The organism is Enterobacter sp. Li2LvB3 (genome assembly GCF_056156645.1).
Map to the genome: position 1 here is coordinate 1 of NZ_JBSICG010000019.1, position 16,975 is coordinate 16,975.

Here is a 16,975-nt window from a genome sequence, read left to right on the forward strand (position 1 = left end):
TAAACCTGTGAACGACCTGTCTCGTGGCGCGCTGGTAGACGATATCGTCTACACCATCGCGCTTACCGGTATACAGGCGAGCTTTTAAGATCATATCGCATGTGCATTGGCTGCAACCCGAATTATTTAGGGTATATGCTTCGGAGGGCTTTGTTCGTTTAGTCGGAAGCAGGATTAGAATGGTGGACTGACCCCACCCCGGTAGACGATCCTGCCCTATAGTTTGAGCATAGGAGGAGCATATGGGCACACCACGATTTACACCTGAATTTAAGGAAGAAGCCGTCCGTCAGATAACGGAACGCGGTATTTCGGTGACAGCTATCAGCCCTGGTCCGATGAACACGACTATCGTCTATCCGGCTGAGGGAGCTGATGCAGTGGCTTACCATAAAACGGCTGCGGCCGTGTCGCCGTTCAGTAAAACGGGCCTGACGGACATAGGGTACAATTGAGGGTATAAAATGAAAAATAACCAAAAAAAACAGATATATAAATCATAGAAATAACAAAACACATCGATTCCGAGTCCGGCACCACTATTTAAAGAACCCGCCCAAAAGGCGGGTTTTTGCTTTTGGAATTCTGGCAATCGCTACCCCAGATACCTTCCATCAGAGATTGCCCACACTTAACTTGCTATACTTCCCGCAGAGTCCACTCCCGTTGCAGGCCAACTCATGACCACTCAACGCCTTAGCTACGACTGGCGCATCCCGACCGCAGGGTTGATGTTGCTGGCTCTCCTGGTCGCAGGTTTTACCCTGCATTCCCACTGGAATGCCTTTATTCAGTGGTGTCTCGCCACACAAATCACGCTGCATCGCTACCTTGTTATGTATCTGCTGCAACTCAATAACCACCAGTACAGCGGTGGGTTATGGCTGCTCACAGGGGCGTTTTTTTACGGCGTGCTGCACGCGATTGGCCCGGGGCACGGCAAATTTATCGTCACTACCTATCTCAGCACCAACAAAGAGAGCCAGCTTGCCGCACGGATAGTGCCCTTCCTCGGCAGCCTGATGCAGGGCGTTAGCGCAATCCTGTTTGTCTTTATTCTCGCCGTCGGGTTTAACCTGGCGTCCGGCGATCTCAGTACCAGCCGCTGGTATGTGGAGAAAATCAGCGCGGTGCTGATTGGCGCATTCGGCGCCTTTGTCATTTACCAGGCGCTGAAAAGCCTGCGTCCGCGAAAAATGACCATCAATGCCTTCAGGCCCCTGCACCAGCACGATGAACATTGCGGCTGCGGCCACCACGGTGTAGGCGCAGACCTGACTCAGGGCGACTGGAAAACGCGCCTGGGTGTGATTCTGGCGATTGGCGCGCGCCCGTGCAGCGGGGCCATTATGATTTTGATGTTTTCCAATGCGCTGGGGATTGTGACCTGGGGAATTGCAGCGGTAATGACCATGGCGCTAGGCACTGCACTGTCGATCATGGGTCTGTCACTGGCGGTGCGTTATGCGCGTGAGCGCACGGTCGCGTACTTTGGCGGGAATTCGTCTCTGAGCTGGCTGGTTCCGGTGGTTAAAATTACCGGCGGGGTTGTACTGATCCTGTTTGCAACGGTTCTGTTCCTGACGGTTATCCCCATCAGCGCCAATGGCGATTACATCGCAGCAGGATGCTAACCCCATAAAGAAAAACCCGCCATCGGCATTGCGCCATCGGCGGGTTTTTTGTCTTACTCGTTGATGCGTGGATGCTGATCCACCAGGCGCGAACGCTTCGCCTGCAATGCCTCAATCTCGGCATCGATATCTTCAATCTTCTGCTCGATATTATCGTGATGCTCGCGCAGGATCTCTTTCGCTTCCTGGAGGTCAGACGCCGCAGGCGTAGCCCCTTTCAGCGGCAGATTCGCCGTTTCTTTCATTGTTAAGCCGGTAATCAGGCCGATTACCGCAATAACCATCAGATAATAAGCAGGCATCATCAGGTTCTGCGTGCTTTCCACCAGCGAAGCGGCAAGCGTTGGCGTCAGACCGGCAATCAGCACCGAAATGTTAAACGCAGCGGCCAGTGCACTGTAGCGAATATGCGTCGGGAACATAGCAGGCAACGTAGAGGCCATCACCCCGATGAAACAGTTGAGGATCACGGCCAGCATCAGCAGCCCGGCAAAAATCAGCCCCAGCACATCGCTGTTAATCAGGATAAAGGCCGGGATCGCCAGCAGGAACAGCGCAATACTGCCCAGAATGATAAAAGGTCGACGGCCAAAACGGTCGCTCATCAGCCCCATAATCGGCTGAACAAACAGCATCCCCACCATGATGGCGATGATAATCAGCACACCGTGATCTTCCGAGTAGTGCAGGTTATGCGACAGGTAGCTCGGCATGTAGGTCAGCAGCATGTAGTAAGTAACGTTGGTGGAAATCACCATCCCGATACAGACCAGCAGGCTGCGCCAGTGTTTGGTCGCAATCTCTTTGAACGAGACTTTCGGGCCTTCCTGAAGGCTTTCACGATCGCCCTGTTCCAGCTTTTCGACGTGCTGCTGAAATGCTGGCGTCTCTTCAAGAGCATGACGCAGGTACAGACCGATAATCCCCAGCGGCAGCGCCAGGAAGAACGGAATACGCCAGCCCCAGTCCAGGAAGTTATCTTCGCCCACGACGGTAGAGATCAGAACAACAACCCCCGCACCCATCACAAAGCCGGCAATCGAGCCGAAATCCAGCCAGCTTCCCATAAAGCCGCGTTTTCTGTCCGGGGAGTACTCCGCAACGAAGATTGACGCACCGGTGTATTCACCGCCCACAGAGAAGCCCTGCGCCATCTTACAGAGCAGCAGCAGCACAGGTGCCCAGATGCCGATGGAGGCGTAAGACGGTATCAAGCCGATACAGAACGTACTGATCGACATAATCACAATGGTGATGGCGAGTATTTTCTGACGCCCGTATTTATCGCCGAGCATCCCGAAGAACAAACCGCCAAGCGGGCGGATCAGGAAGGGCACGGAGAACGTACCCAGCGCGGCTATCATCTGTAAGCTGGGGTCGGCACCCGGGAAGAACACTTTGCCTAACGCATAGGCGACAAAGCCGTAGACACCGAAATCGAACCATTCCATCGCATTACCGAGCGAGGCGGCAGTGATCGCTTTACGCAGTTTCGCGTCATCAATAATGGTGACATCGCGAAGGGTGATGGGTTTTACCTTTTTCCTTTTAAGCATTGCTATCCTCGTAGAGTTGGCCCTGTCCGCGCCACAGAAATTCATGCGGTCTGTGGACCAGGTGAGCGCCTCTTGCGCATGTCCTCTTCAAGCGTAGCAGGTTTACTTACATTGACGTTTTACGCCTATACAACCGAACCTGTTGACGCCTGTCTGGGCAGTTAATGACTTCTTTACCCTACCAGCGTTTATATTTGTGATCAACTTCACACATATTTGCCCTGTTCGTCAGCTGCCTTCAGGATTTGTCAATTATCCCTCCTCCGTACTCTTTCAGAGTGGCTCCCCATAAATATCCTTGCGGACGTTATTATTTTTCCCCTAACAAAAAACAATCCACATTTCTTCACACCAAATTTACAGAATTTTTAATTATCAACCGGCAATGCGAATGTTTACACGAAATATGTGATTTAGATAACTAAAACGCTGTTTTATTTTCATTGAATCATCATTCCGATGATCGCATCATAAATCCGAACACCACACTTTGAGTGCTTCCTTCGAACGTTAAGAGGAGGTCACTTATTTAAATTTATTGCATGGATAACGAATTAACGGCTGTCACAAACCATCAATTCGTTGAATTAATTGAATTATTTTTTCGCCTTTTTCGCCAACCACGCGGGGTGAGATGTGAGGGTTAAACATGAAAATTAAAGCCACGATTGAACGCATTCCTGGCGGTATGATGCTGGTCCCGCTGGTGCTTGGTGCGATCCTAAATACTCTGGCACCGAATACCGGGGCTTATTTTGGTGGTTTCACGAAAGGGATGATCACCGGTACAGTCCCGATTCTGGCGGTATGGTTCTTTTGTATTGGTGCCTCTATTAATTTACGCGCGACAGGGACGGTATTGCGTAAATCCGGGACGCTGGTTATCACCAAAATCGCTGTAGCCTGGGTAGTCGCAATGGTCTGCGCCTTGTTTATTCCTGAGAATGGCGTACAGACCGGTTTCTTTGCCGGATTATCCGTTCTGGCTATTGTCTCGGCGATGGATATGACCAACGGCGGGTTATATGCCAGCCTGATGAACCAGTACGGCACAAAAGAAGAATCCGGCGCCTTCGTCCTGATGTCTCTGGAATCCGGCCCACTCATGACCATGCTGATCCTCGGCTCTGCGGGTCTGGCAACGTTTGAACCGCATCACTTTGTTGGCGCAGTCCTGCCATTCCTGATCGGGTTTGCGCTGGGTAACCTGGACCACGATCTGCGTGATTTCTTCAGCAAAGCGACACCGGTGCTGATCCCGTTCTTTGGTTTTGCGCTCGGGAATACCATTAACCTGAATGTTATCCTCGATACTGGCCTGCTGGGTATTGTGCTGGGTGTGGCGGTTATCATCATCACCGGGATCCCGCTGATTATTGCCGACCGTGTGATTGGGGGAGGAAACGGAACCGCAGGTGTTGCCGCCTCGTCAGCCGCGGGGGCCGCCGTGGCAAACCCGGTCATTATTGCCCAGATTAACCCGGCCTTCGAACCTGTTGCCGCCTCAGCGACTGCGCTGGTTGCAGCCAGCGTGATTGTGACGGCCATTCTGGTGCCGATCATTACCGCGCTGTACGCCAAACGCTTCGGGAGTGTAGCGGCTCAGAAAGTGGAACAAAAAGCGGTAGAGTTGCATCACTAATACGCCGTGCTAACGATACCCTCTCCTTGTGTGGGGAGGGTTCGTAACAAGAACGTCAGCCAAAAATCTCTTCTACCATGGCATCCACCAGCCGTTTCGCTGAACAGAGTCTCGGCATCCCTAAGGCGACGGTTTGCCAGTTCTGCGTTACCGACCAGCTCACCGGGTGTTTATCTGCCTGACACCAGTCGCCAAGCCAGCCCAGCATATCTTTGTGATCAACCAGCCTCGGAGAGGCAGGCGTCGTCAGCCATTGATGATAAAAATGCCGGGTCGCGGGGGATGCATTGATTCCCTGCGCAAGATAATTCGCTGCCATGCTGCGCAGATTATCTTTGAGCATCTCCGCCACATCTTCATTTGCCAGCCGACATGCATCGCCAAACGGCCCCCAGCGCAGCTCCTCCAGCACGATGTAGCACCGCCCGGCGAGTGACCAGCCGTCGTAATGCCCGGCCCGCCAGCGGGTAAAAATCTGTTCGCTGTGCTCGCCCGCCTGCACCGTCAGGCCGCGTTGTGTTAACGCTTTTTCTTTATAGTTTGCGCGCTGCTGAAAATGGGATGAAAGTTCGTCGTATTGCTGCATTAGCGCCGGCGACTGCGGCGCGCGCGGGTTAGCCTGCTGGCGCAGTGCGGTCAGTTTTTCCGTCATCCGCGTCAACGCCAGGTGCCCCGGGTCGAGCATCCCCGCCAGTTTCTCGGCCAGGCCCAGACGCAATGCCGCATTTTCGTTGAGCATTCCCGCCATTGCCCAGGGCCGCAGCCGGGTGTGCGTCATGATCTCTTGAGTCAAACGCTCACGAAATTGCAGCTGTTGCGGCCCCAAAGGGGAATGACGCACAGCGTCCACCCCCTGAACCAGATCGACCATAAATTTAGGATGAATACACTCCAGCGTCCGCCCGGGACCGTCCAGTAGTTGTGTTGTCATGGTTGCTCTGCCGCGAATAGAGTTTGAATATCATCGCGTAACAGTCGGGTATCTTCCTGAATCCACGTCGCAGTAGTGATACTGTGCTTCAACAGCTGACTGAGCGCTCGGGTCGAATGCTCATTTTGCTGCCGTACTGCGAGGCTATCACGCAAGCTTTCCTGTAACCCGGTCAGGCATAACGAAAATTCTGCAAAGAAGGTTGCCATACCCGCCGTAACAGAGACATCGACCTGCGCGGCCAAAGCTTTACGGATTTGTTCACAAAACTGATCAATATGTTGCTTAAACTTGTCATGAAGCTGGCCAACATCAATAACATATCGTGTGCGTGTCTCGACGTAATCTTCCCAGCCCCAACCCGGATTGTTCAGCCAGCGGGAAACCGTTTCGCGCACGCTCCCCGCGCATGAAGGCTGCCCCGTAGGGCGGTTATCCATCGCGATCGCATCGTTAAACAGCGCGCGGGTGTTGAAATTCAGCTGATTTGCCTGAAACGCCGGGAAGCTGATCCGCGCGCGGAACCCGGCGTGGCTCAGTTGTTCTTTAATACGCGTTTCGATAGGGCGCATCGCCTCATTGAGCGAACGCGCCAGCGTGACCTCCAGCTGATCAAAGCGCAGCGCCAGCTCCCGGCTGATTTTACTCTGCACATCCAGCATAATCAGTTCACAGGAAGAGCGGATCTTGCTCAGGACAATCTGGGCCTGGCCTTCATCTTCCAGCACTAACTGTTGCAGCTCTTCCAGGGGGTTGTGGCGTAAATCCCGCGAATCAATCCCCGCCAAATCAAGAATATTGTCGTTACTGAAGACATGTTCAATCGACGATTGCAGCCAGAGTTTTTGCTGGGCAATAACGTAATCTGTGGTACTCAGCGCCTGTGCCACCTCATGTTCCACTTCATCGCTTACCGCATTCTGGCGGGTCTGGAGTAACGCCATATCCTCTTCGAGGCGCGCAATGTTAAGTTCAAGCGCCTCAAAAGCAACCGTCAAACCCTGATAGCGAAACTCGAGGTACTCCCTGGCGTTTTGCGCATAGTTCAGCAACTTATGTGAGGCCGAGCGCAGGGCAAAGAGTGAAGCGTTAGCATAAGCGGCATAAATCAGTTTACGGATTGGCTGCTCAAACAACGAGTCTTCCCACAACAGATCCGCCGCATGGCGAAGATGTTCAACATTGTCCAAATCAGCCGTACGCCAGCGCCGTCCAAGCGCCGCTTCGGCAAAATCCTGCACCCAACGCTGCTCCTGATGATTAGGCAGGCGGCCGTTTACTGTCATCTCAAAACGCGCACGATTTGCAAGGTAGGCCCACATTGAAGAAACCGGGTAAATCTGCCCCGGCGAAATATTCCCTTTCATCAGTGTGCCGGAAATCATTGCCCTGACTTGTTCTTCATCGTCGCTATTGCGGTCTTTCTGATCGAACTTATTAACCAGGGCGTACAGTGGCACCGATTTCCCAACGGCTGAAATCGCCTGGCGCACCTCCTGATCGGAAATCGATTTAAGCTGGGTGTAATCCATCACCGCCAGCACCGCCGATGCGCGCGCCAGTTGCTCACTGAGCATTTTTTGCAGATGTGGCTGCCCGGCCTCATTCGGCCCCGGGGTGTCCAGCAGGGTCAATTGCCCAAGATGGGCATCCATTCCGGCAAGATGCACAAACTCCACTTCAATTACCGGAATATGTTCAATGGACACATATTCTGTAAACGGAAAATCGACACCCAGCGCCTGAGATAACCTCACCAGATCGTTCAGGTTTTTCAAACAATTAAATATAGGTTGCGCACCAAGATGGTGTTTTTCAAATGCTTCGCCTTTTTCGATACGCTCCAGTAGCGCATTCATATCTTTATCAATTTCAAGACGACGCGTCAGTTTGCCGCGGTCAGAGTTACACAGCTTTTGCTGAAGCTGCTGGATCAAGGCATCAATAGGCGAAACATGTGAGAAATGCAGCACAGGCTCTTTCTGACCAGGGGTATGGCGGATAAGCGTGGGCAGCGCTGTCATTGGGCGGTTGCGGTTCGGTAAGACCTCCGTACCCACAATTGCATTAATGGTTGTCGATTTACCCGCTTTCATGGTTCCAACAATTGCCAATACCATTTCAAGACGGGTTATTTTCCGTAATTCATTATTCAGCATCGCTTGCTGAGATTCGACGCCACGCGCGCTGAAATGCAAAGGTAAAACGTTGTTATTTTCACCAGATATAGCGGCAGTCGTACTATCCAGCATCGCAACTGGCATTGATTTCAACGTATCAAGATTCTGCAAAGCAAGCTGGAGCAAACGTTCCGCTTCCTGGCTTAATTCAAAAATGGTCTGTGTGTGCATGATAAAAGCCTTTCCTTAACGCAAATTTATTACTTTTATTAAGCCACTTCGTTTTAATTATGCTGTTTTGGCTTATATGATCACGTGTGGAAAACATGGTCACTTAAATATAACTGATTGATGATAATCAGAATTATATTCTTATCATTGTATTGCGTGTAAAACTCCCCCCTTGGTCAGATAACCAAAAGATAAAAAGCGTAGCGCATTTTTAGGAAATTTCAGGATATATCATCATTATTTACCCACCTAAAAAGAGAGGTAATTCACCGCCGCCATTTGCTGCATGGCGGTAGAGACTGTGGATAAATAACAACTTACTGCTTAACCTTATCCGAAATGAAGGAGCGTAGCAATTTGATGTAATAAAATAATCGATATATTTAACATCAACGTTTTCCACGGTCTTAATGCTGTAAGAATCGCTTATCTGACTGACAGGAAGTGTCATTCCCGGCAGAAATTTTGCACTTTTTTTATTATGTAATATCACCGACAAGGTTGTGGATTTGCGCTATACTTGCCGCCTTTTTCGGCACCATGCCGTCATTTAGCTGGCACTTTCCAGCCCGTTAAGCACTTTTTTGAGGATACCGACATGCAACTCCCACACTGCCCGAAATGCAATTCTGAATACACTTACGAAGATAATGGCATGTTCATCTGCCCGGAATGCGCCCACGAATGGAACAATGCAGAACCTTCTGCGGATAGCGATACGCTGATCGTTAAAGATGCTAACGGTAATCTGCTGGCCGATGGCGACAGTGTTACCGTCGTTAAAGACCTGAAAGTGAAAGGCAGCTCTTCAATGCTGAAGATTGGCACCAAAGTGAAGAATATCCGTCTGGTTGAAGGCGACCATAATATTGACTGCAAAATTGACGGTTTTGGCCCAATGAAGTTGAAATCTGAATTCGTGAAAAAGAACTGATTTACCTGCCTTTATCTCTCATGCAGGCCCGGTAAACGAAGCGCCGCCAGGCGCTTTTACCGGATGCGCTGCGCTTATCCAGCCTACAAAAACAGAACTACACTTATTGGGCTTCTTTTACCTGAGGTAAAGATTATGCCATTAAGTCCCTACATCTCTTTCGCCGGCAACTGTGCAGAGGCCAGCGCCTTCTACCAGCAGGCCGTCGGCGCAGACGTTCTCTACAAAATCACCTTCGGCGAAATGCCAAAAGACGACAACAGTGAAGAAGGCTGTCCGTCAGGTATGAAATTCCCGGATTCCGCTATTGCTCACTCGAATGTCCGCATCGCGGGCAGCGATATCATGATGAGCGATGGGTTACCGCCCGGCACTAAAGCACAGTACGCCGGGTTTACCCTGGTCCTCGACACCCAGGACGTGGTGGAAGGTAAACGCTGGTTCGATAATCTGGCCGCTGGCGGCAGCATTGAAATGGCCTGGCAGGAGACCTTCTGGGCGCACGGTTTCGGTAAAGTCACCGACAAATACGGTGTGCCGTGGATGATTAACGTCGTTAAACAGCAACAAACGTCGTAGACCGGATACGCGCAACGCATCCGCCAACAGTGCCACCGGGCGCTGTTGGCGGGCCTGCCGTGATTGTCATCGTTTTCCCCTCAACTCTTCAAATTCCCGCAACCAGGACTTAACCCAAATGTCACATTGATGCGCCAGCATGAGGCCACATTTATTCTGAGGCCTGTGCACATGCAAACTGTCATCCGCGTCGAGAAACTGAGCAAGACCTTTCATCACAATAAGGCTCTTCATGCCGTTGATCTGACCGTCCAGCAGGGCGAAATGGTGGCACTGCTGGGCCCCTCCGGTTCAGGTAAATCCACCCTTCTGCGTCATTTGAGCGGGCTTATCACCTGCGATAAAACGCCCGAAAGCCACGTTGAGCTATTGGGTAACACCGTGCAACGCGCGGGCCGTCTGGCGCGTGATATCCGCAAAAGCCGCGCGCAAACAGGCTACATCTTCCAGCAGTTCAACCTGGTGAATCGCCTGACGGTGCTGGAGAACGTTCTGATTGGCGCACTCGGCAGCACCCCGTTCTGGCGTACCTGCCTGCGTTGGTTCTCCCCTTCACAGAAACAACAAGCGTTGCAGGCGCTGACCCGCGTCGGCATGGCCCATTTTGCTCACCAGCGCGTGTCCACCCTGTCCGGTGGCCAGCAGCAGCGCGTGGCGATTGCCCGTGCGCTGATGCAAAAAGCCAAAGTGATCCTGGCCGATGAGCCGATTGCCTCGCTCGACCCGGAATCTGCCCGCATCGTGATGGAAACCCTGCGCGACATTAACCAGAACGACGGCATCACCGTGGTGGTGACGCTGCATCAGGTGGATTACGCCCTGCGCTACTGCGAACGCATTGTCGCGCTGCGTCAGGGGCATGTGTTCTTTGATGGCGCAAGCCATCAGTTTGATAACGACCGTTTTGACCATCTCTACCGCAGCATTAATCGCGTCGATGAGAACGCGCAGGCTGCATAACTCAACCCGATCCGAGGAAAGTACATGAGCTACAAAGCCGTTGCCGCGCTGGCCTTCACCAGCATGTTCAGCATCAGCACCCTGTTAAGCCCTGCGTACGCGGAAGAGCAGGAAAAAGCACTGAACTTCGGCATTATTTCGACGGAATCACAGCAGAATCTCAAACCTCAGTGGGAACCGTTCCTGAAAGATATGGAAACCAAACTGGGGATCAAAGTGAACGCCTTCTTCGCTCCGGATTACGCGGGCATCATCCAGGGAATGCGCTTTAACAAAGTGGACATCGCCTGGTACGGCAACCTCTCTGCGATGGAAGCGGTCGATCGCGCGAACGGCCAGGTCTTTGCCCAGACCGTTGCGGCAGATGGCTCTCCGGGTTACTGGAGTGTGCTGATCGTCAATAAAGACAGCCCAATCAATAACCTCAACGACATGCTCGCCAAACGCAAAGATCTGACCTTTGGTAACGGCGACCCGAACTCTACCTCTGGCTTCCTGGTCCCGGGCTACTACGTCTTCGCCAAGAACAATGCGTCTGCCAGTGACTTTAAGCGCACCGTCAACGCCAGCCACGAAACCAACGCGCTGGCCGTGGCGAACAAGCAGGTAGATGTTGCCACCAACAACACCGAAAACCTCGACAAGTTGAAGACCTCCGCGCCGGACAAGCTGAAAGAGCTGAAGGTTATCTGGAAGTCCCCGTTGATCCCGGGTGACCCAATCGTGTGGCGCAAAAACCTCTCCGAAAGCACCAAGGACAAGGTGTACGACTTCTTCATGAACTACGGCAAAACGCCGGAAGAGAAAGCCGTGCTGGAACGTCTGGGCTGGGCGCCGTTCCGCGCCTCAAGCGACCTGCAACTGGTGCCGATTCGCCAGCTGGCGCTGTTTAAACAGATGCAGGGCGTGAAGGACAACAAAGGTCTGAAGGATGAAGAGAAGACCAGCAAAGTCTCTGAGATTCAGGCGCAGCTTGAAGACCTTGACCGCCTGACTGCGGCGCTGAGCGCAATGACCAGCGTGAATAAAGTGGTTCAGTAACTCAAGTCCCCTCTCCCTTGAGGGAGAGGGAGAACAGATAAAGGAGCACACATGCAAACCATCACCGTCCCGCCACCAAAGCGCAGCTGGTTCTCGCTATTTAGCTGGGCCATTCTGCTGGCGGTGCTTGTTATCTCCTGGAAGGGCGCGGAAATGGATCCGCTGCTGCTCTTCAAAGACTCCGGCAACATGGCAACCTTCGCCGCCGACTTCTTCCCGCCGGACTTCAGCCAGTGGCAGGATTACCTCGGCGAGATGGCCACCACCCTGCAAATCGCCGTCTGGGGTACCGCCCTTGCCGTCATTCTCTCCATTCCGTTTGGCCTGATGAGCGCCGAAAACATCGTGCCGTGGTGGGTATACCAGCCGATGCGTCGCCTGATGGACGCCTGCCGCGCCATCAACGAAATGGTCTTCGCGATGCTTTTCGTGGTCGCCGTGGGACTTGGCCCGTTTGCCGGGGTAATGGCGCTGTTCATTCACACCACCGGCGTGCTCTCCAAGCTGCTTTCGGAAGCGGTTGAAGCCATTGAGCCCGGCCCGGTTGAAGGCATCCGCGCGACCGGTGCCAATAAAATCGAAGAAATTCTTTACGGCGTGCTGCCGCAGGTGATGCCGCTGCTCATCTCCTACTCCCTGTACCGCTTCGAGTCCAACGTCCGTTCCGCCACCGTGGTCGGCATGGTGGGTGCAGGCGGCATTGGTGTGACGCTATGGGAAGCCATTCGCGGTTTCCAGTTCCAGCAAACCTGCGCCCTGATGGTGCTTATCATCATCACCGTCAGCCTGCTGGATTTCCTCTCTCAACGTTTGCGTAAGCACTTCATCTGAGAAGCGAGGCTTTGATTTATATGCACTTATCCAGACATCCGACCAGTTACCCTACCCGCTGGCAAGAGATCGCGGCAAAGCTTGAAGTGGAACTGCGCACGCACTACCGCTGCGGAGACTACCTGCCTGCCGAACAACAGCTTGCAGACCGTTATGAAGTGAATCGTCATACCTTGCGCCGCGCCATCGATCAACTGGTCGAACGCGGATGGGTACAGCGTCGTCAGGGCGTGGGCGTGCTGGTGCTGATGCGCCCGTTCGACTACCCGCTCAACGCGCAGGCCCGCTTTAGCCAGAATCTGCTCGATCAGGGTAGCCACCCCACCAGCGAAAAGCTGCTGTCGGTACTGCGTCCGGCCTCCAGCCACGTAGCTGACGCGCTGGGCATTCAGGAGGGCGATAACGTGGTGCACCTGCGCACGCTGCGCCGGGTCAACGGCGTGGCGGTCTGCCAGATAGACCACTACTTCGCAGACCTGGGCCTCTGGCCGGTACTGCAAAACTTTTCCAGCGGCTCGCTGCACGACTTCATGCGTGATGCTACAGGTATTGCGCTCAAACGCACCCAGACCCGTATCAGCGCCCGCCGCGCGCAGGCCAAAGAGAGCAAAGTGCTGGAGATCCCCAACATGGCTCCGCTGCTCTGCGTGCGCACCCTTAACCACCGTGACGGTGAGATCAACGCAACGGAATACTCCGTCAGCCTGACCCGCGCCGACATGATTGAATTCACAATGGAGCATTGAATGCACTTTGATACCTCCACCCGCCAGCGCTGGATGCGTGTGCTGGCTCATAGCCAGCCTGCCGCGCTGCATGGCCGCATGAATGCGCTCAGCCTGACGCCAGATTACGAAGCCATCCGTACGCCGGAGATTGGCCTGGTGCAGATCCAGGCGCGCATGGGCGGAACCGGCGAGCGCTTCTTTGCCGGAGATGCCACGCTCACCCGCGCCGTCATTCGCCTGAACAGCGGCACGCTTGGCTATAGCTACGTGATAGGGCGCGATAAAGCGCACGCAGAGCGCTGCGCGGTCATCGACGCCCTGTTGCAGGAACAACCTCATTTCCAGTCATTAATGGAAACCCTCATTGCCCCGCTGGAAGCTGACCGCGCCGCACGCCTTGCCGCGCGTCAGGCCGAAGTAAACACCAGCCGGGTCGACTTCTTTACGCTCGTTCGCGGAGACAACGCATGACGCTTCAACCCGCTTTTACCCTGGCCGTCCAGGATGCCCAACACAGTTTTCGTCGCCTGCTGAAAGCCATGAGCGAGCCGGGCGTTATTGTATCTCTGCATCAGCTTTCACAAGGCTGGCTGCCACTAAACCTGGCTACCACCAGCGTGCTGCTGACCCTTGCCGATAACGACACCCCGGTGTGGCTTTCTGGCCGGATGTCGAACGACATCGCCTGCCAGAACCTGCGTTTTCACACCAATGCCCCGCTGGTAGAGCAGCCACATCAGGCGATATTTGCGGTGGCGGATGAGCAGATAAGCCACGAGCAGCTCAACGCCCTGAGCGAAGGCAGCGCCGTGGCCCCGGAAACCAGCGCCACGCTGATTTTGCAGGTATCCAGCCTGAGTGGCGGGCGCATGTTACGCCTCACCGGGGCAGGGATCGCCGACGAGCGCATGATCGCGCCACAGCTGCCGGAGTGCATCATCCATGAACTCACCGAGCGCCCGCACCCGTTCCCGCTGGGTATCGACCTGATCCTGACCTGCGGCGAACGCCTGCTGGCGATACCGCGAACCACTCATGTGGAGGTGTGCTGATGTACGTCGCCGTTAAAGGGGGCGAAAAGGCGATTGCCGCCGCCCATTCGTTGCAGGAGCACAGACGACGGGGTGATGAGCAGCTTCCCGAGCTGAGCGTTGCCCAGATAGAACAACAGCTGAATCTGGCCGTCGACCGGGTGATGACCGAAGGCGGCATTGCCGATCGCGAGCTGGCCGCGCTGGCACTCAAGCAGGCCAGCGGTGATAACATCGAAGCCATTTTCCTGCTGCGCGCCTACCGCACCACCCTTGCCAGACTGGCGGTAAGCGAGCCGATTAATTCAGCGGAGATGCGCTTAGAGCGCCGAATATCGGCGGTGTACAAAGATATCCCCGGCGGCCAGCTGCTTGGCCCGACCTACGATTACACCCACCGTCTGCTGGATTTCACGCTGCTGGCAAACGGTGAAACGCCCTCCCTGAGTACGGCCGGGCCGCAGCAAGATACCTCCCCGCACGTGTTTAGCCTGTTGGCGCATCAGGGGCTGGCAAAAGCCGAAGAAGATACCGGAAGCACGCCGGACGACATCACCCGCACGCCCCCGGTTTACCCTTGCTCACGCTCATCGCGCCTGCAACAGCTGATGCGCGGCGACGAAGGTTATCTGCTGGCGCTCGCCTACTCTACGCAGCGCGGTTACGGGCGTAACCACCCGTTCGCCGCAGAAATTCGCAGTGGCTATATCGATGTAGAAATTGTGCCAGAAGAGCTGGGTTTTGCGGTTAACGTCGGCGAACTGCTGATGACCGAGTGTGAAATGGTCAACGGTTTTGTGGCGCCGGAAGACGAAGATCCGCACTTCACGCGCGGTTACGGCCTGGCGTATGGCATGAGCGAACGCAAGGCAATGGCCATGGCGCTGGTCGACCGCGCGTTGCAGGCACCCGACTACGGTGAACATATCTCCGGCCCGGCACAGGACGAGGAATTTGTGCTGGCTCATGCCGATAACGTGGAAGCAGCAGGCTTTGTCTCGCACCTCAAGCTGCCGCACTACGTTGATTTCCAGGCCGAACTGGAACTGCTGAAACGCCTGCAACGGGAGCGATCGCATGGCTAACTTAAACGGCTACAACTTCGCTTATCTGGATGAGCAAACCAAACGCATGATCCGCCGCGCCATTTTAAAAGCCGTGGCGATCCCGGGGTATCAGGTGCCGTTCGGCGGCCGGGAAATGCCGATGCCCTATGGCTGGGGCACTGGCGGTATTCAGCTCACGGCCAGCGTGATCGGTGAAGCCGACGTGCTGAAAGTCATCGACCAGGGCGCGGACGACACCACCAACGCCGTGTCGATTCGCAACTTCTTTAAGCGCGTAACGGGCGTAAACACCACCGAGCGCACGGAAGACGCAACGCTTATCCAGACCCGCCACCGCATTCCCGAAACACCGCTCACTGAAGATCAGATCCTGATTTTCCAGGTCCCTATCCCGGAGCCGCTGCGCTTTATCGAGCCGCGCGAAACGGAAACCCGCACCATGCACGCTCTGGAAGAGTACGGCATCATGCAGGTGAAACTGTATGAAGATATCGCCCGCTTCGGCCATATTGCCACCACCTACGCCTACCCGGTGAAGGTCAACGGGCGCTACGTGATGGACCCGTCGCCCATCCCAAAATTCGATAACCCGAAAATGGACATGATGCCTGCGCTCCAGCTATTCGGCGCAGGGCGCGAGAAGCGTATTTACGCTGTGCCACCTTACACCCGTGTGGAAAGCCTCGATTTCGACGATCACCCATTTACGGTGCAGGAGTGGGATGAGCCATGTGCCATCTGCGGCTCGAAACACAGCTACCTGGATGAAGTGGTGCTGGATGACACCGGCAAACGGATGTTTGTCTGTTCCGACACCGATTTCTGCCGCCAACAGAGCGAGGCGAAAGGCCAATGAAACCGCTGCTTTCGGTCAACAATCTGACCCACCTTTATGCGCCTGGCAAAGGCTTCAGCGATGTCTCCTTTGAGCTATGGCCGGGGGAAGTGCTCGGGATTGTCGGCGAGTCCGGCTCGGGCAAAACCACTCTGCTGAAGTCCATTTCTGCGCGCCTGACGCCGCAAAATGGCGACATTTTATATGAAGGCCAATCGCTGTACGGGATGAGCGAAGCCGAACGCCGTCGCCTGCTGCGCACCGAATGGGGGGTGGTGCATCAACACCCAATGGACGGCCTGCGCCGCCAGGTATCGGCGGGTGGAAATATCGGCGAGCGGCTGATGGCGACCGGTGCACGCCACTACGGCCATATCCGCGCCACTGCGCAACACTGGCTGGAAGAGGTTGAAATCCCGGCCTCGCGTATCGACGACCTGCCAACGACATTTTCCGGCGGGATGCAGCAACGTCTGCAAATCGCCCGCAACCTGGTCACGCACCCGAAGCTGGTGTTTATGGATGAGCCAACCGGGGGGCTGGACGTTTCTGTACAGGCTCGCCTGCTCGACCTGCTGCGCGGCCTGGTGGTAGAGCTGAACCTTGCCGTGGTGATTGTCACCCACGATCTGGGTGTTGCGCGCCTGCTGGCCGACCGCCTGTTGGTGATGAAGCAGGGCCAGGTGGTGGAAAGTGGTTTAACCGACCGCGTGCTGGACGATCCGCACCATCCGTACACTCAGCTGCTGGTGTCGTCTGTTTTGCAGAACTGATGTTGCTGTTGCCGGGTGGCGCTGCGCTTACCCGGCCTACGAACACCGCACCTGTAGGCCGGGTAAGGCGAAGCCGCCACCC

Annotated in this window: 18 protein-coding genes; 15 read left to right on the forward strand and 3 right to left on the reverse strand. The window is 54.7% G+C overall.

Translation table 11 applies throughout. The annotated features are described in order from the left end of the window. The 3 genes from ACS603_RS15790 to ACS603_RS15800 form a co-directional block, all read left to right on the forward strand. Positions 1 to 88, forward strand: an 88-nt coding sequence (locus tag ACS603_RS15790) for a hypothetical protein (RefSeq protein WP_474944566.1), incomplete at its 5' end; no start/stop codon positions are given. A 154-nt stretch (positions 89 to 242) separates the two neighbouring features. Then, the gene (locus ACS603_RS15795; RefSeq protein WP_474944569.1) at positions 243 to 455 is read left to right on the forward strand and encodes a hypothetical protein; all 213 of its coding nucleotides are present in this window, start codon (positions 243 to 245) and stop codon (positions 453 to 455) included. Positions 456 to 680: 225 nt separating this feature from the next. Then, positions 681 to 1,634 carry a nickel/cobalt transporter gene (locus tag ACS603_RS15800; RefSeq protein WP_182063345.1) on the forward strand — a complete coding sequence of 318 codons (954 nt, stop codon included), beginning with the start codon at positions 681 to 683 and terminating at the stop codon, positions 1,632 to 1,634. 53 nt (positions 1,635 to 1,687) lie between these two features. On the opposite strand, the gene proP is transcribed toward ACS603_RS15800, so the two are convergent. Continuing rightward, positions 1,688 to 3,190 (reverse strand): glycine betaine/L-proline transporter ProP, encoded by a 1,503-nt coding sequence (gene proP, locus ACS603_RS15805; RefSeq protein ID WP_182063343.1) that lies wholly within the window; start codon positions 3,188 to 3,190, stop codon positions 1,688 to 1,690. Between the two features lie 649 nt (positions 3,191 to 3,839). Here proP and kdgT point away from each other — a divergent pair. Then, positions 3,840 to 4,832: a 2-keto-3-deoxygluconate transporter gene (kdgT, locus tag ACS603_RS15810; RefSeq protein WP_182063342.1), complete on the forward strand. Its 993-nt coding sequence runs from the start codon at positions 3,840 to 3,842 to the stop codon at positions 4,830 to 4,832. A gap of 55 nt (positions 4,833 to 4,887) precedes the next feature. Here kdgT and ACS603_RS15815 read toward each other — a convergent pair whose 3' ends face one another. Together ACS603_RS15815 and crfC are read right to left on the reverse strand one after the other, a co-directional pair. Beyond that, entirely contained in the window at positions 4,888 to 5,763 is an 876-nt protein-coding gene (locus ACS603_RS15815; protein WP_182063341.1) for a diguanylate cyclase regulator RdcB family protein, read from the reverse strand. Next, positions 5,760 to 8,114 (reverse strand): clamp-binding protein CrfC, encoded by a 2,355-nt coding sequence (crfC, locus tag ACS603_RS15820; protein ID WP_474944552.1) that lies wholly within the window; start codon positions 8,112 to 8,114, stop codon positions 5,760 to 5,762. Before crfC ends, ACS603_RS15815 begins: the two co-directional genes overlap by 4 nt. 598 nt (positions 8,115 to 8,712) lie before the next feature. Between crfC and ACS603_RS15825 the strand changes: the two genes are divergently transcribed. From ACS603_RS15825 to phnK, 11 genes are all read left to right on the forward strand, one after another. Then, positions 8,713 to 9,048 carry a zinc ribbon domain-containing protein YjdM gene (locus ACS603_RS15825; RefSeq protein ID WP_182063339.1) on the forward strand — a complete coding sequence of 112 codons (336 nt, stop codon included), beginning with the start codon at positions 8,713 to 8,715 and terminating at the stop codon, positions 9,046 to 9,048. A 135-nt stretch (positions 9,049 to 9,183) separates the two neighbouring features. Continuing rightward, positions 9,184 to 9,627: a VOC family metalloprotein YjdN gene (gene yjdN, locus ACS603_RS15830; protein ID WP_182063338.1), complete on the forward strand. Its 444-nt coding sequence runs from the start codon at positions 9,184 to 9,186 to the stop codon at positions 9,625 to 9,627. Between the two features lie 171 nt (positions 9,628 to 9,798). Then, positions 9,799 to 10,587, forward strand: coding sequence for a phosphonate ABC transporter ATP-binding protein (gene phnC, locus ACS603_RS15835; protein ID WP_014068573.1), 789 nt, complete (start codon positions 9,799 to 9,801; stop codon positions 10,585 to 10,587). A gap of 24 nt (positions 10,588 to 10,611) precedes the next feature. Then, positions 10,612 to 11,628 (forward strand): phosphonate ABC transporter substrate-binding protein, encoded by a 1,017-nt coding sequence (phnD, locus tag ACS603_RS15840; RefSeq protein ID WP_446491969.1) that lies wholly within the window; start codon positions 10,612 to 10,614, stop codon positions 11,626 to 11,628. A 51-nt stretch (positions 11,629 to 11,679) separates the two neighbouring features. Further along, positions 11,680 to 12,459, forward strand: a complete 780-nt coding sequence (gene phnE, locus ACS603_RS15845) for a phosphonate ABC transporter, permease protein PhnE (RefSeq protein ID WP_182063336.1) — start codon at positions 11,680 to 11,682, stop codon at positions 12,457 to 12,459. Between the two features lie 20 nt (positions 12,460 to 12,479). After that, positions 12,480 to 13,205, forward strand: a complete 726-nt coding sequence (phnF, locus tag ACS603_RS15850) for a phosphonate metabolism transcriptional regulator PhnF (protein WP_315687615.1) — start codon at positions 12,480 to 12,482, stop codon at positions 13,203 to 13,205. After that, positions 13,206 to 13,658 (forward strand): phosphonate C-P lyase system protein PhnG, encoded by a 453-nt coding sequence (gene phnG / locus ACS603_RS15855; protein ID WP_182063334.1) that lies wholly within the window; start codon positions 13,206 to 13,208, stop codon positions 13,656 to 13,658. Next, a complete protein-coding gene (gene phnH / locus ACS603_RS15860) occupies positions 13,655 to 14,239 on the forward strand; it encodes a phosphonate C-P lyase system protein PhnH (protein WP_182063333.1) in 585 nt (194 codons plus the stop codon). Before phnG ends, phnH begins: the two co-directional genes overlap by 4 nt. Beyond that, entirely contained in the window at positions 14,239 to 15,303 is a 1,065-nt protein-coding gene (locus ACS603_RS15865; RefSeq protein ID WP_182063332.1) for a carbon-phosphorus lyase complex subunit, read from the forward strand. The genes phnH and ACS603_RS15865 overlap by 1 nt, the downstream gene beginning before the upstream one ends. Continuing rightward, on the forward strand, positions 15,296 to 16,141 hold the full coding sequence (gene phnJ / locus ACS603_RS15870; RefSeq protein ID WP_182063331.1) for an alpha-D-ribose 1-methylphosphonate 5-phosphate C-P-lyase PhnJ: 846 nt from the start codon (positions 15,296 to 15,298) through the stop codon (positions 16,139 to 16,141). Before ACS603_RS15865 ends, phnJ begins: the two co-directional genes overlap by 8 nt. Beyond that, positions 16,138 to 16,893: a phosphonate C-P lyase system protein PhnK gene (gene phnK, locus ACS603_RS15875; RefSeq protein ID WP_182063330.1), complete on the forward strand. Its 756-nt coding sequence runs from the start codon at positions 16,138 to 16,140 to the stop codon at positions 16,891 to 16,893. The genes phnJ and phnK overlap by 4 nt, the downstream gene beginning before the upstream one ends. The last annotated feature ends 82 nt before the right edge of the window (positions 16,894 to 16,975 follow it).